At 68.7% G+C, this 19,571-nt stretch carries 23 protein-coding genes; 22 read left to right on the forward strand and 1 reads right to left on the reverse strand.

All coding sequences use genetic code 11. From position 1 onward, the window contains the following. The 21 genes from rplF to RBJ77_RS12340 all read left to right on the forward strand — a co-directional run bounded on the left by rplF (window position 1) and on the right by RBJ77_RS12340 (window position 17,322). On the forward strand, window positions 1–540 hold the full coding sequence (gene rplF, locus RBJ77_RS12240; RefSeq protein ID WP_164321728.1) for a 50S ribosomal protein L6: 540 nt from the start codon (window positions 1–3) through the stop codon (window positions 538–540). A 3-nt stretch (window positions 541–543) separates the two neighbouring features. Then, a complete protein-coding gene (gene rplR, locus RBJ77_RS12245; protein WP_188337376.1) occupies window positions 544–927 on the forward strand; it encodes a 50S ribosomal protein L18 in 384 nt (127 codons plus the stop codon). 41 nt (window positions 928–968) lie between these two features. Further along, entirely contained in the window at window positions 969–1,574 is a 606-nt protein-coding gene (gene rpsE / locus RBJ77_RS12250) for a 30S ribosomal protein S5 (protein WP_207824967.1), read from the forward strand. Further along, window positions 1,574–1,753: a 50S ribosomal protein L30 gene (gene rpmD, locus RBJ77_RS12255; RefSeq protein WP_052580766.1), complete on the forward strand. Its 180-nt coding sequence runs from the start codon at window positions 1,574–1,576 to the stop codon at window positions 1,751–1,753. Before rpsE ends, rpmD begins: the two co-directional genes overlap by 1 nt. A 2-nt stretch (window positions 1,754–1,755) precedes the next feature. Continuing rightward, a complete protein-coding gene (gene rplO / locus RBJ77_RS12260; RefSeq protein ID WP_111663854.1) occupies window positions 1,756–2,211 on the forward strand; it encodes a 50S ribosomal protein L15 in 456 nt (151 codons plus the stop codon). A gap of 235 nt (window positions 2,212–2,446) precedes the next feature. Further along, on the forward strand, window positions 2,447–3,760 hold the full coding sequence (gene secY / locus RBJ77_RS12265; RefSeq protein ID WP_255974903.1) for a preprotein translocase subunit SecY: 1,314 nt from the start codon (window positions 2,447–2,449) through the stop codon (window positions 3,758–3,760). Continuing rightward, a complete protein-coding gene (locus RBJ77_RS12270) occupies window positions 3,760–4,407 on the forward strand; it encodes an adenylate kinase (RefSeq protein WP_372345014.1) in 648 nt (215 codons plus the stop codon). The genes secY and RBJ77_RS12270 overlap by 1 nt, the downstream gene beginning before the upstream one ends. Before the next feature lie 115 nt (window positions 4,408–4,522). Beyond that, the gene (gene map, locus RBJ77_RS12275; RefSeq protein ID WP_372345015.1) at window positions 4,523–5,359 is read left to right on the forward strand and encodes a type I methionyl aminopeptidase; all 837 of its coding nucleotides are present in this window, start codon (window positions 4,523–4,525) and stop codon (window positions 5,357–5,359) included. Window positions 5,360–5,518: 159 nt separating this feature from the next. Then, window positions 5,519–5,740 (forward strand): translation initiation factor IF-1, encoded by a 222-nt coding sequence (infA, locus tag RBJ77_RS12280; RefSeq protein WP_003948620.1) that lies wholly within the window; start codon window positions 5,519–5,521, stop codon window positions 5,738–5,740. A gap of 59 nt (window positions 5,741–5,799) precedes the next feature. After that, on the forward strand, window positions 5,800–5,913 hold the full coding sequence (rpmJ, locus tag RBJ77_RS12285) for a 50S ribosomal protein L36 (protein ID WP_003974245.1): 114 nt from the start codon (window positions 5,800–5,802) through the stop codon (window positions 5,911–5,913). Window positions 5,914–6,126: 213 nt separating this feature from the next. After that, window positions 6,127–6,507 (forward strand): 30S ribosomal protein S13, encoded by a 381-nt coding sequence (gene rpsM, locus RBJ77_RS12290; protein ID WP_255974906.1) that lies wholly within the window; start codon window positions 6,127–6,129, stop codon window positions 6,505–6,507. Between the two features lie 65 nt (window positions 6,508–6,572). Further along, window positions 6,573–6,977 carry a 30S ribosomal protein S11 gene (rpsK, locus tag RBJ77_RS12295; RefSeq protein WP_003948617.1) on the forward strand — a complete coding sequence of 135 codons (405 nt, stop codon included), beginning with the start codon at window positions 6,573–6,575 and terminating at the stop codon, window positions 6,975–6,977. Between the two features lie 121 nt (window positions 6,978–7,098). Next, window positions 7,099–8,121, forward strand: coding sequence for a DNA-directed RNA polymerase subunit alpha (locus RBJ77_RS12300; RefSeq protein ID WP_003966937.1), 1,023 nt, complete (start codon window positions 7,099–7,101; stop codon window positions 8,119–8,121). 82 nt (window positions 8,122–8,203) lie between these two features. Then, window positions 8,204–8,698, forward strand: a complete 495-nt coding sequence (gene rplQ / locus RBJ77_RS12305; RefSeq protein ID WP_372345016.1) for a 50S ribosomal protein L17 — start codon at window positions 8,204–8,206, stop codon at window positions 8,696–8,698. A 142-nt stretch (window positions 8,699–8,840) separates the two neighbouring features. Continuing rightward, a complete protein-coding gene (truA, locus tag RBJ77_RS12310; protein WP_372345017.1) occupies window positions 8,841–9,695 on the forward strand; it encodes a tRNA pseudouridine(38-40) synthase TruA in 855 nt (284 codons plus the stop codon). A 188-nt stretch (window positions 9,696–9,883) separates the two neighbouring features. Further along, window positions 9,884–11,473, forward strand: a complete 1,590-nt coding sequence (locus RBJ77_RS12315; RefSeq protein WP_372345018.1) for a glycosyltransferase family 2 protein — start codon at window positions 9,884–9,886, stop codon at window positions 11,471–11,473. After that, window positions 11,470–12,486 carry a glycoside hydrolase family 26 protein gene (locus tag RBJ77_RS12320; RefSeq protein ID WP_372345019.1) on the forward strand — a complete coding sequence of 339 codons (1,017 nt, stop codon included), beginning with the start codon at window positions 11,470–11,472 and terminating at the stop codon, window positions 12,484–12,486. The genes RBJ77_RS12315 and RBJ77_RS12320 overlap by 4 nt, the downstream gene beginning before the upstream one ends. Beyond that, entirely contained in the window at window positions 12,483–14,279 is a 1,797-nt protein-coding gene (locus RBJ77_RS12325; RefSeq protein ID WP_372345020.1) for an ArnT family glycosyltransferase, read from the forward strand. Before RBJ77_RS12320 ends, RBJ77_RS12325 begins: the two co-directional genes overlap by 4 nt. Continuing rightward, window positions 14,276–15,889, forward strand: a complete 1,614-nt coding sequence (locus RBJ77_RS12330; RefSeq protein WP_372345021.1) for a glycosyltransferase family 39 protein — start codon at window positions 14,276–14,278, stop codon at window positions 15,887–15,889. The genes RBJ77_RS12325 and RBJ77_RS12330 overlap by 4 nt, the downstream gene beginning before the upstream one ends. Window positions 15,890–15,956: 67 nt before the next feature. Then, window positions 15,957–16,745, forward strand: coding sequence for a polyprenol monophosphomannose synthase (locus RBJ77_RS12335; protein ID WP_372345022.1), 789 nt, complete (start codon window positions 15,957–15,959; stop codon window positions 16,743–16,745). A 7-nt stretch (window positions 16,746–16,752) separates the two neighbouring features. Further along, complete coding sequence (locus RBJ77_RS12340) at window positions 16,753–17,322, forward strand: GtrA family protein (RefSeq protein WP_372345023.1); 570 nt, start codon at window positions 16,753–16,755, stop codon at window positions 17,320–17,322. Here RBJ77_RS12340 and RBJ77_RS12345 read toward each other — a convergent pair. After that, entirely contained in the window at window positions 17,273–18,118 is an 846-nt protein-coding gene (locus RBJ77_RS12345) for a hypothetical protein (protein WP_372345024.1), read from the reverse strand. The genes RBJ77_RS12340 and RBJ77_RS12345 overlap by 50 nt on opposite strands. Window positions 18,119–18,320: 202 nt before the next feature. Here RBJ77_RS12345 and RBJ77_RS12350 point away from each other — a divergent pair, with 202 nt between their 5' ends. Beyond that, the gene (locus RBJ77_RS12350) at window positions 18,321–19,523 is read left to right on the forward strand and encodes a glycosyltransferase 87 family protein (RefSeq protein ID WP_372345110.1); all 1,203 of its coding nucleotides are present in this window, start codon (window positions 18,321–18,323) and stop codon (window positions 19,521–19,523) included. Window positions 19,524–19,571: the final 48 nt, after the last annotated feature.

A 19,571-nucleotide genomic window follows, 5' to 3' on the forward strand; every position in this document is an offset into this window, starting at 1 on the left:
ATGTCGCGTATTGGCAAGCTCCCCATCACGGTTCCCGCCGGCGTGGACGTCACCATCGACGGCCAGACGGTCACGGTCAAGGGCTCCAAGGGAACCCTGACCCACACCGTCGTGGCGCCGATCGAGATCGCCAAGGGTGAGGACGGCGTTCTGAACGTCACCCGCCCGAACGACGAGCGTCAGAACAAGGCCCTGCACGGCCTGTCCCGCACGCTGGTGGCGAACATGATCACCGGCGTGACCACGGGTTACGTGAAGAAGCTCGAGATCAGCGGTGTCGGTTACCGCGTTCTGGCGAAGGGCTCCAACCTGGAGTTCTCGCTCGGCTACAGCCACCCGATCCTGGTCGAGGCGCCCGAGGGCATCTCGTTCAAGGTCGAATCGGCGACCAAGTTCTCGGTCGAGGGCATCGACAAGCAGAAGGTCGGCGAGGTTGCGGCCAACATCCGCAAGCTGCGCAAGCCCGACCCGTACAAGGCCAAGGGCGTCAAGTACGAGGGCGAAGTCATCCGCCGCAAGGTCGGAAAGGCGGGTAAGTAAGCCATGGCATACGGGCAGAAGATTGCTAAGGGCGACGCTTACAAGCGTGCTGCCATCAAGCGTCGTCACATTCGTATCCGTAAGCACATCTCGGGTACGGCTGAGCGTCCGCGCCTGGTCGTGACGCGCTCGAACCGCAACATCGTGGCCCAGGTCATCGACGACGTGAAGGGTCACACCCTCGCGTCCGCTTCGACCCTGGACGCTTCGATCCGCGGTGGCGAGGGCGACAAGTCCGCCCAGGCCAAGTCGGTCGGCGCCCTGGTCGCCGAGCGCGCCAAGGCCGCCGGTGTCGAGGCTGTCGTGTTCGACCGTGGTGGTAACCAGTACGCCGGGCGCATCGCCGCCCTGGCGGACGCCGCCCGCGAAGCCGGCCTGAAGTTCTGAGCCGGTTCCGTAGCTAGCGGAAACAGAGAGAGGTAATTCCAATGGCTGGACCCCAGCGCCGCGGTGGCGGTGCCGGTGGCGGCGAGCGGCGGGACCGGAAGGGTCGCGACGGTGGCAACGCCGCCGCCGAGAAGACCGCGTACGTTGAGCGCGTCGTCGCGATCAACCGCGTCGCCAAGGTTGTGAAGGGTGGTCGTCGCTTCAGCTTCACTGCGCTCGTCGTAGTGGGCGACGGTGACGGCACCGTGGGTGTCGGTTACGGCAAGGCCAAGGAGGTGCCGGCCGCCATCGCCAAGGGTGTTGAGGAGGCCAAGAAGCACTTCTTCAAGGTCCCCCGTATCCAGGGCACCATCCCGCACCCGATCCAGGGTGAGAAGGCTGCCGGCGTCGTGCTGCTCAAGCCCGCGTCCCCGGGTACCGGTGTTATCGCCGGTGGTCCGGTGCGCGCCGTGCTCGAGTGCGCCGGCGTTCACGACATCCTGTCGAAGTCCCTGGGCTCCGACAACGCGATCAACATCGTGCACGCGACCGTGGAGGCCCTGAAGGGTCTGCAGCGCCCCGAGGAGATCGCGGCTCGCCGTGGTCTGCCCCTCGAGGACGTTGCCCCCGCGGCTCTGCTCCGTGCGCGTGCCGGGGCTGGTGCGTAATGGCGCAGCTCAAGATCACGCAGGTGAAGTCGTACATCGGCAGCAAGCAGAACCACCGTGACACCCTGCGTTCCCTTGGTCTCAAGGGCATCAACACGCAGGTCGTCAAGGAGGACCGCCCCGAGTTCCGCGGCATGGTGCACACCGTCCGCCACCTCGTGACGGTTGAGGAGGTCTGATCATGGCGGAGAACAACCCGCTGAAGATCCACAACCTCCGTCCGGCCCCCGGCGCCAAGACCGCCAAGACCCGTGTCGGTCGTGGTGAGGCGTCGAAGGGTAAGACGGCCGGTCGTGGTACCAAGGGCACGAAGGCCCGTTACCAGGTTCCGGAGCGCTTCGAGGGTGGCCAGATGCCCCTCCACATGCGTCTCCCGAAGCTGAAGGGCTTCAAGAACCCCTTCAAGGTCGAGTTCCAGGTCGTGAACCTGGACAAGCTCGCCTCGCTGTACCCCGAGGGTGGCGAAGTCACCGTCGAGGGTCTGGTGGAGAAGGGTGCTGTCCGTAAGAACAGCCTCGTCAAGGTCCTGGGCCAGGGCGAGATCACCGTGGCGCTGCAGGTGACGGTCGACGCCGTCTCCGGCTCCGCCAAGGAGAAGATCACCGCCGCCGGCGGTACGGTCACCGAGCTCGTCTGAGTCACTCGGACGTCTCGATGACGTGAGCGATCCCGACCGGGGATACCCCACAAATGGGGTATCCCCGGTTGGTCGTTCCTAGGGGGGCATGTACGCCGGTAAGGTGGCGTCCGCTGTTAATTTCCGGGCTGTTGTGTGCCCCCGGCACCAATCCCGGGTTTTGACCGTTACCCATTCGTCGAATCCTCAAGACCGTCACCTCTGACGCACGCGCGCGGGGGTCGCAGGAGGCACCGTGCTCACCGCGTTCGCCCGGGCGTTCAAGACGCCCGACCTGCGCAAGAAGCTGCTCTTCACGCTCGGCATCGTCGTCATCTACCGGCTCGGGGCGCACATCCCGATTCCCGGCGTGGATTACGGCAATGTCCAGACATGCATGGACCAGGCCAGCTCCAACACCGGCCTGTTCGGTCTCGTCAACATGTTCAGCGGTGGCGCGCTGCTGCAGATCACGGTCTTCGCGCTCGGCATCATGCCGTACATCACCGCGAGCATCATTCTGCAGCTGCTCACCGTGGTGATCCCGCGCCTCGAAGCCCTCAAGAAGGAGGGCCAGGCCGGTACGGCGAAGATCACGCAGTACACGCGTTACCTGACCGTCGCGCTCGCCATCCTCCAGGGCACGGGCCTCGTCGCCACCGCCCGGACCGGCGCCCTCTTCCAGGGCTGCCCCGTCGCGAGCCAGATCGTGCCCGACCAGTCGATCTTCATCACCATCACGATGGTCATCACGATGACCGCCGGTACCTGCGTGATGATGTGGCTCGGCGAGCTGATCACCGACCGCGGCATCGGCAACGGCATGTCGATCCTGATGTTCATCTCGATCGCCGCCACGTTCCCGTCCGCCCTCTGGGCCATCAAGCAGCAGGGTTCGCTGGCCGACGGCTGGATCGAGTTCGGCACCGTCATCCTCGTCGGCCTGGTCATGGTCGGCCTGGTGGTCTTCGTCGAGCAGGCCCAGCGCCGTATTCCGGTCCAGTACGCGAAGCGCATGATCGGCCGCCGTTCCTACGGCGGCACGTCTACGTACATCCCGCTCAAGGTGAACCAGGCGGGTGTGATCCCTGTCATCTTCGCGTCGTCCCTCCTCTACATCCCCGCACTCGTCGCTCAGTTCGCAGGCGGCGACTCGCAGTGGAAGGTGTGGATCGACGACCACCTGACCAAGGGAAATCACCCGATTTACATCGTCACGTACTTCCTCCTGATCGTTTTCTTCGCGTTCTTCTACGTGGCGATCTCGTTCAACCCCGAGGAAGTCGCGGACAACATGAAGAAGTATGGTGGCTTCATCCCGGGCATCCGGGCTGGCCGACCGACCGCTGAGTACCTTTCGTACGTGCTCAACCGGATCACCTGGCCGGGTTCGCTGTACTTGGGTCTGATCGCTCTCGTACCGACGATGGCGTTGGTTGGTTTCGGGGCAAACCAGAACTTCCCGTTCGGCGGTACGAGCATCCTCATCATCGTGGGTGTTGGTCTGGAGACGGTGAAGCAGATCGAGAGCCAGCTCCAGCAGCGCAATTACGAAGGGTTCCTCCGCTGATGCGAATCGTCCTCGTCGGGCCGCCTGGTGCCGGCAAGGGAACGCAGGCCGCGTTCCTTGCCCAGAACCTGTCGATCCCGCACATCTCCACGGGCGACCTCTTCCGTGCCAACATCAGCCAGGGCACGGACCTCGGCAAGCAGGCGAAGTCCTACATGGACGCGGGCCAGCTGGTTCCGGACGAGGTCACCATCGGGATGGCCAAGGACCGCATGGAGCAGCAGGACGCCGTGAACGGCTTCCTGCTCGACGGCTTCCCCCGCAACGTCTCGCAGGCCGAGGCGCTGGACGTCGCCCTCAAGGCCGACGACGTGAAGCTGGACGCGGTTCTGGACCTGGAGGTCCCCGAGGACGAGGTGGTCAAGCGCATCGCCGGCCGCCGCATCTGCCGTAACGACTCGGCGCACGTCTTCCACGTCGCGTACAAGCAGCCGAAGGCCGAGGGCGTCTGTGACGTCTGCGGCGGCGAGCTGTACCAGCGCGACGACGACAAGGAAGAGACCGTGCGCAAGCGGCTCGAGGTCTACCACACGCAGACCGAGCCGATCATCGACTACTACCGGGAGCAGGGGCTCGTCGTGACGATCTCCGCGCTCGGCAAGGTGGAGGAAGTCACGGCGCGGGCCATGGAGGCCCTGGGACGCTAGTCCCGCTCTTCTTCTGTACGTGGCTGAGGCCGCGGTTCCCCGCACGGGGGACCGCGGCCTTAGTGTTGGTGGGTACGTAAACCCTCGTACCGGATGACGGAGAGCGCAGGCCCCCATGGTGCAGATCAAGACCCCCGACCAGATTCGCAAGATGCGGGAGGCGGGGCTTGTCGTCGCGGCGATCCACGCCGCGACCCGTGAGGCGGCCGTGCCGGGCGCGACCACCCGGGACCTGGACGAGGTCGCCCGCAAGGTCATCGCCGAGCACGGGGCGAAGTCGAACTTCCTCGGTTACGGCGGTTTCCCCGCCACGATCTGCACCTCGAAGAACGAGGTCGTGGTCCACGGCATCCCGAGCGAGAAGGTCGTCCTGGAGGACGGCGACATCATCTCGATCGACTGCGGCGCGATCATCGACGGCTGGCACGGCGACGCCGCGTACACCGCGTTCGTCGGCTCCGGTCACTCCCCGGAGCTGATCGAGCTGTCCCGGGTGACCGAGGAGTCGATGTGGGCGGGCATCGCGGCGATGAAGGCCGGTAACCGGCTGGTGGACATCTCCCGTGCCATCGAGACGTACATCCGCCGCCAGCCCAAGCCCGGCGGCGGCAAGTACGGGATCGTCGAGGACTACGGCGGCCACGGCATCGGCACCGAGATGCACATGGACCCGCACCTGCTGAACTACGTGGAGCGCCGCCGCGGCAAGGGCCCGAAGCTGGTCCCCGGCTTCTGCCTCGCGATCGAGCCGATGGTCTCCCTCGGCACCCCGCGCACCGAGGTCCTGGAGGACGACTGGACCGTCATCACGACGGACGGCACCTGGTCTTCTCACTGGGAGCACTCGGTGGCGCTGACGGAGGAGGGTCCGCTGGTGCTGACGGCGCCGGACGGCGGCAAGGCGAAGCTGGCGCAGATGGGTGTGACGGCGGCGCCCGACCCGCTGGGTTAGGCCCCTGTCGGTGTGCTTAGTGATCTTTGTGGTAGGGCAGAATCCCTGGATTCGTCTTTCTGGGGGTACTGACGTAGACTGACTCGTCGGCTCTCGTGTACTGGCATGTCCGCATGTCAAGCAAGAGTCGATCAAGGTAGTCGATTCGAAGGGCGAAGCGTGGCCAAGAAGCAAGGTGCCATCGAGATCGAAGGCACTGTCGTCGAGTCTCTTCCGAACGCCATGTTCAAGGTGGAGCTCCAGAACGGCCACCAGGTCCTGGCACACATCAGCGGCAAGATGCGCATGCACTACATCCGCATCCTCCCTGACGACCGGGTCGTGGTGGAGTTGTCTCCGTACGACCTGACGCGTGGCCGGATCGTCTACCGGTACAAGTAGATCTTGCCCGAGCTCCGCTTTCCGCGGGCCGCCGGCAACTGACCCGGAGAACCTCACCCATGAAGGTCAAGCCGAGCGTCAAGAAGATCTGCGACAAGTGCAGGGTGATCCGCCGTCACGGTCGGGTCATGGTGATCTGCGACAACCCGCGCCACAAGCAGCGCCAGGGCTGACGCAGACCCGTTAACTGCAGTTCGTTCGCAGAGTTCGCGCGACGCAGCACATTGAGTACATACGCAGAACCCGCCGGCGGTGGAACCTTCCACCGTGGCGACACCCTCGGTCGGAGGCCGAGGACCCACTTCGTACCGACTCTCCTCTGACGGAGGGAACGGCGGATGGGAGCGGTTCTGCTGCAGACCTCCGAGTATCAACAGGAGCCATGAATGGCACGCCTTGAAGGTGTTGACCTCCCGCGCGACAAGCGCGTCGAGGTTGCCCTCACGTACGTGTTCGGTATCGGTCGTACCCGCGCCCAGCAGACGCTGGACGCCACCGGTGTGGACCGCAACATCCGTGTTCGCGACCTGAGCGAGGAAGACCTCGTCAAGCTTCGCGAGTACGTGGACCAGAACTTCCAGACCGAGGGTGACCTCCGTCGCGAGATCCAGGCCGACATCCGCCGCAAGGTCGAGATCGGCTGCTACCAGGGTCTGCGTCACCGTCGCGGCCTGCCGGTCCGCGGTCAGCGCACCAGCACGAACGCTCGTACCCGCAAGGGCCCGCGTCGCGCCATCGCCGGTAAGAAGAAGCCGGGCAAGAAGTAGTCCACAGCGGACGCTTTTCAGCGGTCTTCGCTGTAGGACCGACCACCTCCCTGTAGGAGAACGACATGCCCCCCAAGGGTCGTCAGGGCGCTGCCAAGAAGGTGCGCCGCAAGGAAAAGAAGAACGTCGCTCACGGCCACGCGCACATCAAGAGCACGTTCAACAACACGATCGTGTCCATCACGGACCCGACCGGCAACGTGATCTCGTGGGCCTCCGCCGGCCACGTCGGCTTCAAGGGCTCCCGCAAGTCCACGCCGTTCGCCGCGCAGATGGCTGCCGAGTCGGCCGCCCGTCGCGCGCAGGAGCACGGCATGCGCAAGGTCGACGTCTTCGTCAAGGGCCCGGGTTCCGGTCGCGAGACCGCCATCCGTTCGCTCCAGGCGACCGGTCTTGAGGTCGGCTCGATCCAGGACGTGACGCCCACGCCGCACAACGGCTGCCGTCCGCCCAAGCGCCGTCGCGTCTGACGCACGACCGCTTGGTCAGAGGATTTCGGGCGGTACGGCTCTTTCGGGCCGTGCCGCCCGTACCCTTGCAGTACAAGTCGGGCATCAAATAGTGGGTGCCCATGACTGAAGGATGCATTTCATGCTGATTGCTCAGCGTCCCTCGTTGACCGAAGAGGTCGTCGACGAGTTCCGCTCCCGGTTCGTGATCGAGCCGCTGGAGCCGGGCTTCGGTTACACCCTCGGCAACTCCCTCCGCCGTACGCTCCTGTCGTCGATCCCGGGTGCGGCGGTCACGTCGATCCGCATCGACGGTGTCCTGCACGAGTTCACCACCGTGCCGGGCGTCAAGGAAGACGTCACCGACCTGATCCTCAACATCAAGCAGCTGGTCGTCTCCTCGGAGCACGACGAGCCGGTCGTGATGTACCTGCGCAAGCAGGGCCCGGGTCTGGTCACCGCCGCCGACATCGCGCCCCCGGCCGGTGTCGAGGTGCACAACCCCGACCTCGTCCTCGCCACGCTCAACGGCAAGGGCAAGCTGGAGATGGAGCTGACCGTCGAGCGCGGTCGCGGCTACGTCTCCGCCGTCCAGAACAAGCAGGTCGGTCAGGAGATCGGGCGCATCCCGGTCGACTCGATCTACTCGCCGGTTCTGAAGGTCACCTACAAGGTCGAGGCCACGCGTGTCGAGCAGCGCACCGACTTCGACAAGCTGATCGTCGACGTCGAGACCAAGCAGGCCATGCGGCCGCGCGACGCCATGGCGTCCGCCGGCAAGACGCTGGTCGAGCTGTTCGGTCTCGCCCGCGAGCTGAACATCGACGCCGAGGGCATCGACATGGGTCCGTCCCCGACGGACGCCGCGCTCGCCGCCGATCTGGCGCTGCCGATCGAGGAGCTCGAGCTCACCGTTCGGTCGTACAACTGCCTCAAGCGCGAGGGCATCCACTCCGTGGGTGAGCTCGTGGCCCGCTCCGAGGCCGACCTGCTCGACATCCGCAACTTCGGTGCGAAGTCGATCGACGAGGTCAAGGCGAAGCTGGCCGGTATGGGCCTCGCCCTGAAGGACTCGCCTCCCGGCTTCGACCCGACCGCCGCCGCCGACGCCTTCGGCGCCGACGACGACGCGGACGCCGGTTTCGTGGAGACCGAGCAGTACTGATGTGACTGCCCGCAGGCATCCGTCTGCGGGGCCCTGACCCCGGTACCTGATACGGCCGGGGCAGACACCTAGGAGAAACACCATGCCGAAGCCCACCAAGGGTGCCCGTCTGGGCGGCAGCGCCGCGCACGAGAAGCTGCTCCTCGCGAACCTCGCGAAGAGCCTCTTCGAGCACGGCAAGATCACGACGACCGAGGCCAAGGCCCGTCGTCTGCGCCCGTACGCGGAGCGTCTGGTCACCAAGGCGAAGAAGGGCGACCTTCACAACCGCCGTCAGGTGCTCACGGTCATCACGGACAAGAGCGTCGTCCACACGCTCTTCACCGAGATCGCCCCGCGCTACGAGAACCGTCCGGGTGGTTACACCCGTATCACCAAGATCGGTAACCGTCGTGGCGACAACGCGCCCATGGCTGTCATCGAGCTGGTCGAGGCCCTGACGGTCGCGCAGCAGGCCACCGGTGAGGCCGAGGCCGCCACCAAGCGTGCCGCCAAGGACGCCGAGGCTGCCGCTCCGGCCGCCGAGGTCGTCGAGGACGCTACGCCGGCTGCCGCCGAGGAGTCCAAGGACGCCTAGTCGTCCACCGGGTGCTGTTTCTGGGCGGCCGCGGCTTCGTCGTGGCTGGTCGCGCAGTTCCCCGCGCCCCTTCGGGGCGTGTTGAGCGGGTCCGTTCCTTCACCGGGACGGGCCCGCTTCGCGTTGCAGAGAGGATGCATGGGTGAGTGACGAGGTAGCGGACGGGTTCGTGCGGGTGCGGCTCGATCTGTCGTACGACGGCAAGGACTTCTCCGGGTGGGCCAAGCAGGCCGGCGGGCGGCGGACCGTGCAGGGGGAGATCGAGGACGCGCTGCGGACCGTGACCCGGTCCGCGGAGACGTACGAGCTGACCGTGGCCGGGCGGACCGACTCCGGGGTGCACGCGCGGGGGCAGGTGGCGCACGTGGACCTGCCGGTGGACGTGTGGGCCGAGCACGCGGAGAAGCTGCTCAAGCGGCTGGCCGGGCGGCTGTCGAAGGACGTGCGGATCTGGTCGGCGGCCGAGGCGCCGAGCGGGTTCAACGCGCGGTTCTCGGCGGTGTGGCGGCGGTACGCGTACCGGGTGACGGACCATCCCGGGGGCGTCGATCCGCTGCTGCGGGGGCACGTCCTGTGGCACGACTGGCCGCTGGACGTCGACGCCATGAACGAGGCGGCGCGGCAGCTGCTCGGGGAGCACGACTTCGCCGCCTACTGCAAGCGGCGGGAGGGCGCCACGACCATTCGTACGCTGCAGGAGCTGAGCCTGGTCCGCGGCGACGACGGGATCATCACGGCGACCGTGCGGGCCGACGCGTTCTGCCACAACATGGTGCGCTCGCTCATCGGGGCGCTGCTGTTCGTGGGTGACGGGCACCGGGGGAGCGACTGGCCGGGGAAGGTGCTGGCCGCCGGAGTGCGGGACTCCGCCGTGCACGTGGTGCGGCCGCACGGGCTGACGCTGGAGGAAGTCGGTTATCCCGCCGATGAGTTGCTCGCCGCGCGGAACCTGGAGGCGCGCAACAGGCGGACGCTTCCCGGGGCCGGGTGCTGCTGAGACGACACCCCAACTCGGCGGAAGGTTGTACGAGTTCGGGAAGGTGAGAGGAAACCCTCAGGTAACACGTTTGTTCGGGATTAACCCCGGTAACTCGGTTACGCTGCCGCGGGTCTGGCCAAGGGATCACATGGGGTGGCCGGGCGCAGTGGGGTAGTGCGGGCTCAGTGGGGTCCGGGGGGTCATGCATGAGCACAGCCGGTTCCACCCGTGCCTCGAACAGCCGGAGGCGCGGGTCCGTTTCGCGGAATCACGGGCTCCTGCCGCAGCCCCCCGACGACGCGGAGAAGTACTCGTACGCCCACCGGCATCTCTGGATGCTCACCATCGGGTCGCTGATCAGCTTCTTCTGCCTCGCGGTCAGTCAGTTCCTGTTCACCGCGTCGAGCCCGTGGTTCTGGCTGACCATGCCGCTGCTCGCGTTCGTGGTCGCGGACTATCTGATCTCGCTCTATCTGGACGGTCTGAGCCGGGACTTCGACATCAAGGGGCACCGGCAGCTGGTCCGGCGCTGGCAGCCCGCGCAGTACCCGAGCGTGGACGTCTTCCTGCCCGTGTGCGGTGAGCCGCTGGAAGTGCTGCACAACACCTGGGTGCACGTGAGCCGGCTCGCGGGCACCTACCGGGGCGTCGTGAACGTCCACGTACTGGACGACGCCGATGATGCCGAAGTCGGCGCCATGGCGGGGGACTTCGGTTTCCACTACGTGGTGCGCCCCAACCGCGGCTGGTTCAAGAAGGCCGGCAACCTGCACCACGCCTTCCAGATGACGTACGGGGACCACATCCTCATCCTCGACGCCGACTTCGCTCCCCGGCACGATCTGCTCGACGAGCTGCTGCCGCACATGGACGACGATCCGCGCGTCGGCATCGTGCAGTCCCCTCAGTTCTTCCGCGCGGTCGACCGGCAGAACTGGATCGAGCGCGGAGCCGGGGCCGTACAGGAGCAGTTCTACCGGTCGGTGCAGACGTCGCGTGAGGACAAGGACGGTTCCATCTGCGTCGGTTCCTGCGCCGTGTACCGGCGGACGGCGCTCGCCCAGATCGGTGGGATCACGCTGATCGAGCACTCCGAGGACATGTACACCGGCTTCGATCTGCGGGCCCTCGGCTGGAAGCTGCGGTACGTGCCCGTGGCCCTGTCCGCCGGTGTCTGCCCGGACACGGCCGGTGCCTTCCACAACCAGCAGTACCGCTGGTGCATGGGTTCTCTCGAACTCCTCACCAGCAAGCGGTTCTGGGAGATGGAGATGAAGTTCAAGACCCGGCTCTGCTACGTCTCCGGGTTCCTCTACTACCTCCAGACCGCCCTGGCCACGTTCCTCATGCCGATCATCCCGCTGGCCCTGCTGATCCTGCGGCCCGACCTGCTGCGTGCCGAGGCGTCGATGTGGGTGCTGCCGAGCGTCGCGTACGTGACCCTCGTGCTGCCCCTGTGGCATCGCGCGCCCTACCGGCTCGAAGCCTGGTCGGTCCGGCTGATGTACGGCTGGTCGCACGTCTTCGCCGTGTGGGACGTGCTGCGCGGCCGGCCCATGGGGTGGAAGCCGACCGGTTCCCAGGGCGCCAAGAAGAACGGCATGCGCCGCTACTGGGCCGGAATGATCTGCTGGACCGGTGGCACCGCCGTCGCCTGGGTCGGCGTGGCCGCCTGGCGCGTGCTGACGCAGTATCCACCGGACTTCGCCCTGATGCTCTCGGCCGGTCTGTTCTACGCGATGGTCGTGGGCCGGGTGCTCGTGCAACCGCGCCGCCAAGGAGTCGCCGCCGTATGAGGACTGCCATCAGGCTGCTGCTCGTGGCGGCGATGCTCGCCGCCGTCTCCGCGTGCAGCACCTTCTCCGACACCGGGCGTGACGAGTACGCGCGCAGCCAGGGCAAGACGCCCCACGCGTCGGCCGGCGCCAGCGCGGACGACGAGAAGCCCGAACCGCCGTACGACGTACGGCCGTTGCTCAAGCCGAAGAAGAAGTATCTGGGAGTCGCCGCCGACGGGGCGCCCGCCAAGATGACGGCGATCGAGTCGTTCGCGAAGGCCGCGGGCAAGAAGCCCAACCTGGTCGAGTTCTACTCGGCGTGGGGCGACCGCTACGAGACCCGCCTCGTGCAGAACGCGTGGGACTACGGCGCGTTGCCGTTCATCGCCTGGGAGCCCTTCAAGGCGTCCCTGAAGGAGATCGCGGCCGGCAAGGAGGACGCGTACCTGCGGGATTACGCCTCCTCGGTCAAGGAGTTGAACCTCCCCGTCGCGATCAGCTTCGCCCACGAGATGAACGGGTTCTGGTACGAGTGGGGGACGAAGAAGGCCACGGCCAAGGAGTTCGTCGCGGCGTGGAAGCACGTCCACGACGTCTTCGCCGACGAGGGCGCCACCCAGGTCATCTGGGTGTGGAGCCCGAACGTCGTCAATCCGATGCCGAAGGTGAAGCTCGCCCCGTACTGGCCGGGTGACACCTACGTCGACTGGGTCGGTGTCATCGGCTACTACGCGAGCGGTGGTCCGGCCACGTTCAGCACGCTCTACGGACCGACCGTGCAGCAGATCCGGGCGTTCACCAAGAAGCCGTTCGTCATCGCGGAGACCGCCGCGCAGGCCGGCGAGCGCAAGCCCGCCGACATCACCGATCTGTTCAAGGGGGTCGCGGCCCGCGAGGACTTCGTCGGGTTCGTGTGGTTCAACTTCGACAAGGAGTCCGACTGGCGCATCACCAGCGGGCCGCTGTCGCAGCGCACCTTCAAGGAGCAGGCCGCCGACGGCCGCTTCGGATTCGATGTGACCCGGCCATGAGCGACCGACCGCATCAGACCTCCTGGGGGCGGGGGACCCCGGACGAGGCCGAGTACCACGAGGTCTACGGATACGAGGCGCAGAACGCGTACGCGTATCCCGGCGCCCCCGGGTACGTGAACGTCCACATCCCGCAACAGCCGCAGGCCCCGTACTACGAGACCTACGACCCGTACGAGTTCGACGAGGCCTACCAGCAGTACGACCCCTACAGCCAGTACCCGCAGCAGGTCCCCGAACCGGAGCCCGAGCCCGAACCGGAGCCCGGCTACACGCTGCCGGCCGTGCCCGAATCGGCGTGGTCGGTGGACTCCCGGCGCAGCAAGCTGCTCGGCCGCGGAGTGCTGCTGTGCGTCCTCCTCGTCCAGGCCGGCCTCTCGCTGCGCCTGCGCCGCACGGCCTTCCAGGACGAGGCCCTGTACATCGCCTCGGGCCACTACGAGCTGGACAACCTGCTGCACGGCACCAGGCTGCCGGTGGACTTCGCGAGCTACTTCTCGGGTCACCCCAAGCTGTACCCGGTGCTCGCGGCCCTGGTCGACGACCGGTTCGGGCTCACCGGGGTGCGCCTGCTGAGCCTGCTGTTCATGCTGGGCGCGACCGGGCTGCTGTACTCGTTCACCCGCCGCCTGTTCAACCTGCGGGCCGCGCTCGGCGCCGCCGCCCTGTTCTCCGTCGTGCAGGCCACGTCGGTGCTCGGCAACCTCGCCACGTACGACGCGATGGCGGTCTTCCTGCTGGCCCTGTCGGCGTGGCTCGTCGTGCGGACCGACCGGATGAACGCGGCGGCCGTGCTGCTCGCCGCGCCGCCCGCCGCCCTCGCCTTCGGGGTGAAGTACGCGTCCGGGCTCTATCTGCCCACGCTGGTCCTGCTCGCCGTACTGACCGCGCACCGGCACCGGGGCGTGCGCGCCCTGGTCCGCGGGGTGGTCCTGGGGCTCGGCACCGGGGCGCTGCTCGCCGCCGGCTATCTGCTCTCCGGGCCGCTCGGCGGTATCAGCTCCACCACCACGGACCGCGCCCACGGCACCGACACGGCGTCCACGATGCTCCGGCACAGCGCCGAATGGGGCGGGCTGGTCTTCCTGGCGGCCCTGGCCGGCACCGTCGCGTACGCGCTGCGCGGCCGCATGGGCGAGATGCCGTGGATCGCGGGGGAGACCTCGGGGCGCTGGCGGCGCACCGGGCTCGGCGTCGTGCTCACCGGCACCGCGCTGCTCGCACCCGCCTACCAGATCCATCTGCAGACGGAGATCTCGCTCTACAAGCACGTCGGCTTCGGCCTGCTGTTCGCTGCGCCGCTCGCGGGCCTCGGTCTGGCGCGCCTGATCGGCCCGCACTTCCGGCACCCGCAGCTCGGCATCATGCTGTACGTCCTGACGCTCGTCTTCGGCATGGTGCAGGCCCAGCAGGCCTACAGCTGGCCCGACTCGACGCGGGTGATCGCCACGCTGCGTCCGCTCGTCGACCACGAGGGGACCTATCTCGCGGAGGAGCAGGAGGTCCCCGGCTACTACCTGCGGGACCGCACGGACTGGGGCCAGTGGCAGAACACGTACGTCATGGACTACCAGGCCAAGGACGGCAGACGGTACTCCGGCCCCGACGCCTTCGAACATGCCGTGCGCGACGGGAAGTTCGACGTGATCGTGCTGCACGGCATGGTCACGCCCGACACGTACGAGGCGGTGGCCAAGGGGCTGAAGGGCAACAGCCGCTACCGGCTCGCGGCCGTGATCCCCTTCAGCACGCCCGGCGGCGCGAAGGCCTACCGGATCTGGGTGAAGCAATGAGTGTCCACCAGGCCGTCCGCGCGGACGTCCCGGACGGGCCGGCCGACGGTGGGCGCGCCGCGCGCCGACGCGGGCGGCAGGGGGCCCGCACCTCCGACGGGCCGCTCGCCGCGGCCCTCGTCCTGGTGCTGCCCACGCTCGTGGCTCTCGTGCCGATCCTGCGCGGCCTCGGTGACCGCCAGCTGTGGCGCGACGAGCACGCCACCTGGTGGGCGGCGACGCTGTCGATCCACGACCTCAGCGTCCTGATCCGCACGATCGACGTCGTCTTCACGCCGTACTACGTGTGCATGCACCTGTGGGTCATGGTCGCCGGTGACTCACCGGCCGCGCTGCGCATCCCCGGCGCCGTCGCGATGGGGCTCTCGGCGGGGCTGCTCGGGCTGCTCGGGCGGCGGCTGTTCACGACGCGGGTCGGTCTGGTGGCCGGGCTCGCCTTCGCCGTGCTGCCGAGCGTGACCCGGTACGGCCAGGAGATCCGGCCGTACGCGTTCGCCGTCGCGGCCGTGCTGCTGTCGACGCTGCTGCTCGCGCGCGCCCTGGACCGGCCCACCTTCAAGGTGTGGGTGGGATACACGCTGTCCGTGCCGTTGGTGGGCTGGAGCCATCTCGCCTCGCTGGCCGTGCTCGCCCCGCACCTCGTGATGATCCTCATCGCGCGCCGGTCGGGCGACAGGATCGTCGGGTGGGCGTACGCGGCGGCGGCCACACTCGGCATGTGCTTCGTCGTGCCGATGGCGATCCAGGGCTCGGGCCAGAGCGGTCAGATCGCCTGGAACAACCCCGTCTTCAAGGACCTCGTCGACTTCCCCAAGAACCTCTTCGGGTCGTGGGCGGTGGCCGTGCCGGTCATGGTGCTCGCCGGGGCAGGACTGTTCTTCGCGGGCCGCAGGGCACTGCCGCTCGCGGTGTGGATCGTGCTGCCGCCGCTCGTCACCTACGTCACGGCGTCCAAGCTGCACCTGTTCCTGCCGCGCTATCTGCTCTTCACGATGCCCGCGTGGGTGCTGCTCGGCGCGGTCGCCGTCTGCCGGATCGCGGGACCCGTGACGGGGGCCCGGGCGGGCGCGGGGGCCGCGGCACGCAAGGGCCTCGGCATGGTTCTCGCGTTCGCCGCCGTGGCGGGGCTCGCCTGGCAGGCGCTGCCGGGGATCCGGGACGCGCGCCGGCCGCCGCTCGGAGAACCGGACTTCCGCGGCGCCGCCCGGCTCATCGCGGCGGAGCAGCGCAAGGGTGACGGCATCGTCTTCAACGGCGTGATGTCCGAACGCCGCGCCCTCGACTACGAGTTGCGCGACGACGCGGGGCGCCCCGAGGACGTCCTGATGTACCGCACCCCGCAGCAGCTGGGCTCGTTCGGCGCCGCGGAGTGCCCCAGGCCGTCGTCCTGCCTGGCCCGCACCGATCGGCTCTGGATGGTGGCGAGCACGTACAACGGCGACCCGTACGCAGGGATGCCGAAGCAGACCAGGACCGCACTCGACCGGAGCTTCCGCGTGGTGCGCACCGAGAAGCTGGAGAACCTCCAGGTGCTGCTCATGGAACGGTCACGCTCCACCGGCCGCGACGCGGGCGACGACGACGCGGGCGACCGGAAGGTCCACACCTGACCCGGCCGCACGGGCCGGGGCTGGGATTTCCGGGGGCTGGGGAGGCCCCCGGTGGGGAGGGAAAGAGATGACGTACGCACAGGGCAGCGCGGATCTGGGGAGATCCGACGCCCGGGTCACCGTGGTGATGCCCACCTACAACGAGGCGGCCAATCTGCCGCGCATCGCCGAGCTCGTCCTCGGGCAGCCGATTCCGCGGCTGCGGCTGAAGGTCGTGGACGATTCGAGCCCGGACGGCACGGGCCGGCTGGCCGAGGAGCTCGCGGAGAAGTACAACGCCGATCTGCCGGACGGCGAGCGGCGGATGAGCGTGCTGCACCGGGTCGAGAAGGACGGGCTCGGGCGGGCGTACGCGGCCGGGATGAGCGCGGCGGTCGCCGAGGGGGCGGCGTACGTGGTGCAGATGGACGCCGACGGCTCGCACCCGGCGGAGGCGCTGCCGCGGATGCTGGCGGCGGCCGAGGAGTCCGGGGCGGGGCTGGTCATCGGGAGCCGGTACGTCGAGGGCGGCTCGCTCGACGAGGAGTGGGGCTGGCACCGCAAGGCGCTGTCCCGGTTCGCCAACGGGTACGCGCGCACCGTGCTCGGCACGCGGCAGATCTCCGACCTGACCGCCGGGTTCACGATGTGGCGCGCCGACGTGCTCGCCGCCGTCGACGTGCGGTCCCTGGACAGCGCGGGCTACAGCTTCCAGGTCGAGCTCAAGTACAAGGCGGTGCGCGGGGGTTGTGAGGTCGTCGAGGTCCCGATCCGGTTCGAGGAGCGGACCGAGGGGGAGTCGAAGATGAGCCTCGCCACGCAGGTCGAGTCGGCGATGATCCCGCTGCGGCTGCGCCGCCGCTACCGGGGGCTCTGAGCCGCCGATGACCGGGAGACACGGGGGCGCCCCGTCCGCGCTCAGCAGGCTCTACGCCGAGATCGCCAAGTTCGGGGCGGTCGGCCTGCTCGGCATCGTGGTGAACCTCGTGGCGTTCAACCTGCTGCGCTGGACCACGGACCTGCAGACGGTGCGCGCCGGTGTCGCCGCCACCGCGGTCGCGATCGTCGGCAACTACATCGGGTTCCGGTACTTCACGTACCGGGACCGGGAGACGGTGAGCAGCAAGCGGCGCGAGATGGCGCTGTTCGCGTTCTTCAGCGCCGTCGGGCTGCTGATCGAGAACGGGGTGCTCTACGGGGCGACGTACGGGCTCGGCCTGCACGACGCCCTGTGGAGCAACTCCTTCAAGTTCGGCGGGATCGGCGTCGCGACGCTGTTCCGCTTCTGGTCGTACCGGACCTGGGTGTTCAAGAGCGCACCCGAGGCGGCCGCGGTGCCGGCGCACGGCTTCGACACGGCCGCCTTCGTGGAGTCGGTCGACCAGACGCTGACGCTGCGGGCGGTCAGCCCGCCGTCGCGGCCGCCGAGGCCTGTGTCTCGCCGCGCCTCTTGATCTGCTCGAACGTGAACTGCTGGAGGTCGTCGCCGAGGGTGAACATGGCGGTGTCCTTCTTGGTGGCGTCCTTGCCGTTGGTGAGGCCGCCGTTGGTGAAGTACGCGTAGCGTCCCCAGGCGTTCGCCGTCGCACGGCACACCGTCGTCCGGCAGAACGTGGGGACGCCGGCGCCGGGCAGCGAGACGACGGTGCCGTCCGAGTACTGCTCCTTGGCCTTCATGGCCTGCGCCTTGGTGTCGAAGACCGCCACGCCGATGGTGACCGCGGAGCCGCCCTTGTAATAGGTGGCGCGGATCAGCTGCGTGCAGTCGTTCTTCTTCAGGACGCCGGACAGGCCCTTCTGCGCCGCGGAAGCGCAGTCCGTGGTGCGGGTCGTGGCGCCCTTCTTGTAGACCCGGTCGCCGACGGTGAGCGTCTTGCCGGGGAAGAGCGTGTCCTGGTTCAGCGGGGCCTTGTCCTTGGCGGCGCTGTCGATGAAGTCGTTCGGGTCGAGCGGGGGCGGCGGCGTGGTCTCCGCGAAGGACGGGCCCGGGGTCTTGCCCGCGCTGGGGATGTCCGCGGTGCTCGGCAGCTGGTCGGCCGGCTTGTTCCCGGCCTCGCTGTCCTTGTTCGCCGAGACGATGCCCCAGGCGACGACCGAGCCGACCGCGAGCGTCGCGACGACGGCGCCGCCGATCATCATCAGCCGCTTCTTGCGCGCGCGGGCCTCGGAGGCCTCGGCGAGCGCCGCCCAGTCCGGGGCGTTTCCGTTGTCACCCGGGCCCCACTGGGGTCCCCCTTGCCCGAAACTCATGTCGCGCATCTTAGACGGGGCGCAGGCGGGCCTGTCGTCCCCGTCCGGTCCCGATCCGGTGCCGATGCGGTGGCGATGAGGTACCGGTGCGACACCGGTACGGCTCCGCCGCGCCCACCCGCGCCCTTCCCCGGCCCTCCGGTCGCACCGCCCTAACGTGAACCGCATGAAATCGGCCCAATCTCCCTTGGCTGCTTGGTTGTTGCGGCCCGCCCCGGGGGCCGCCCGCGCCGTCCTCGCCCTCGTGCTCGCCGCAATCCCCGTGCACGCCGCCCTCAAGTCGCCCGGCAGCGGGGTCGACAACCGCATCGTCGTCCACGCGGCCCGGCTCTGGCTGGCCGGCGGATCGCCTTACGCCGATCCGCACTTCCTCTACTTCCCGAGCGCCGTGCTCGCCGCGGTGCCGCAGGCGGCGGCGCCGGCCGGCGTGCTGCGGGTCGCCGTGCCCGTGCTCGTGACCGGCGGACTGGTCGCCGGGTGGGCGTGCGCGCTGCGCGTGCACGGGGTCGGGTGGCGCAGCCGGTTCGCCGTGGCCGGGCTGCTCGCGCTCGCCCTCGGCTTCGCGCCCTTCGCGCACCTGGTGCACCTCGCGAACTGGACCGTGACGGCCGCCGCCGCGCTGCCCTGCGCCCTGCTCCTCGCCACCCGCGGGCGGTGGCTCGCGGCGGGGCTCGTGATCGGGGCCGCGCTCGCCCTCAAGCCGCTGCTCGCGCCGGTCGCCCTCCTCTTCGTCCTGGCCCGGCAGTGGCGCGGGCTCGCGGCCCTGGTCGCCGTGCCCGCCGGGGCCTCGGCCGCCGCGGCCCTCGCGATGCCCGATCCGGCCGGCTTCTTCACCCGGACGCTGCCCTTCCTGCTGCGCGGCGACGACGTCTTCGTCCGGCTCTACGAGGCGTCCCCCGGGGCCGTCCTCACCCGACTCGGCGTCCCGCCCGCCGCGGCCGCCCTCGTCGCTGCGGCGGGCGCGGCGGCCGGGCTGTGGTGCGCCCGGCGGCGGTGGCGGCGGGGCGACGAGGGGGTACGGCGGCCGGTGGAGACCGCCGTGATGCTGCTGCTCTCGGCCTTCCTGGTCTCCCGGCCCTCCTACGACCACTACCTGCTGGTCGTCGTGCCGCTGCTGCTCGCCGGGGCGCTGGAGCCGGGGGCGCCCGCCCGCGGCCCCTGGTTCTGGGCGGTGCTGCTGCCGCAGGTGCCGGGACTTGCCTGGCCCTGGCTCGACACCGGGGAGCGCCGGGCGTTCCTGGACTGCGCGGCGCTGTGCGGCCTCGCCCTGGTCGCGGGACTGCACTGCGCCCGGCGGGGGCCGGTTACCCTGGAACCTTCCGGCACGACAGGAACGCCCACGGTCCCCGGTTCCCGGGACGATCACGTTTTGACCCGTCCGGGTCAGCGCGGGTATCCTGCCTAGTCGTTATGTGTATCGGCTTGCTCATTCTCATGTGAGACGCCCTTACAC

The organism is Streptomyces sp. KL116D (genome assembly GCF_030766975.1).
GTDB lineage: Bacteria > Actinomycetota > Actinomycetes > Streptomycetales > Streptomycetaceae > Streptomyces > Streptomyces longispororuber_A.

Bases quoted from the DNA above. Each gene is read 5' to 3' on its own strand.
- rplO (WP_111663854.1), top strand. From the start codon at position 1,756: ATGGCGGAGAACAACCCGCTGAAGATCCACAACCTCCGTCCGGCCCCC.
- RBJ77_RS12330 (WP_372345021.1), top strand. From the start codon at position 14,276: ATGAGTGTCCACCAGGCCGTCCGCGCGGACGTCCCGGACGGGCCGGCC.
- RBJ77_RS12315 (WP_372345018.1), top strand. From the start codon at position 9,884: ATGAGCACAGCCGGTTCCACCCGTGCCTCGAACAGCCGGAGGCGCGGG.
- RBJ77_RS12340 (WP_372345023.1), top strand. From the start codon at position 16,753: ATGACCGGGAGACACGGGGGCGCCCCGTCCGCGCTCAGCAGGCTCTAC.
- rpsK (WP_003948617.1), top strand. From the start codon at position 6,573: ATGCCCCCCAAGGGTCGTCAGGGCGCTGCCAAGAAGGTGCGCCGCAAG.
- rpmD (WP_052580766.1), top strand. From the start codon at position 1,574: ATGGCGCAGCTCAAGATCACGCAGGTGAAGTCGTACATCGGCAGCAAG.
- RBJ77_RS12300 (WP_003966937.1), top strand. From the start codon at position 7,099: ATGCTGATTGCTCAGCGTCCCTCGTTGACCGAAGAGGTCGTCGACGAG.
- rplQ (WP_372345016.1), top strand. From the start codon at position 8,204: ATGCCGAAGCCCACCAAGGGTGCCCGTCTGGGCGGCAGCGCCGCGCAC.
- rplR (WP_188337376.1), top strand. From the start codon at position 544: ATGGCATACGGGCAGAAGATTGCTAAGGGCGACGCTTACAAGCGTGCT.
- RBJ77_RS12270 (WP_372345014.1), top strand. From the start codon at position 3,760: ATGCGAATCGTCCTCGTCGGGCCGCCTGGTGCCGGCAAGGGAACGCAG.
- rpmJ (WP_003974245.1), top strand. From the start codon at position 5,800: ATGAAGGTCAAGCCGAGCGTCAAGAAGATCTGCGACAAGTGCAGGGTG.
- RBJ77_RS12335 (WP_372345022.1), top strand. From the start codon at position 15,957: ATGACGTACGCACAGGGCAGCGCGGATCTGGGGAGATCCGACGCCCGG.
- rpsE (WP_207824967.1), top strand. From the start codon at position 969: ATGGCTGGACCCCAGCGCCGCGGTGGCGGTGCCGGTGGCGGCGAGCGG.
- rpsM (WP_255974906.1), top strand. From the start codon at position 6,127: ATGGCACGCCTTGAAGGTGTTGACCTCCCGCGCGACAAGCGCGTCGAG.
- map (WP_372345015.1), top strand. From the start codon at position 4,523: ATGGTGCAGATCAAGACCCCCGACCAGATTCGCAAGATGCGGGAGGCG.
- RBJ77_RS12345 (WP_372345024.1), bottom strand. From the start codon at position 18,118: ATGAGTTTCGGGCAAGGGGGACCCCAGTGGGGCCCGGGTGACAACGGA.
- RBJ77_RS12325 (WP_372345020.1), top strand. From the start codon at position 12,483: ATGAGCGACCGACCGCATCAGACCTCCTGGGGGCGGGGGACCCCGGAC.
- RBJ77_RS12320 (WP_372345019.1), top strand. From the start codon at position 11,470: ATGAGGACTGCCATCAGGCTGCTGCTCGTGGCGGCGATGCTCGCCGCC.
- rplF (WP_164321728.1), top strand. From the start codon at position 1: ATGTCGCGTATTGGCAAGCTCCCCATCACGGTTCCCGCCGGCGTGGAC.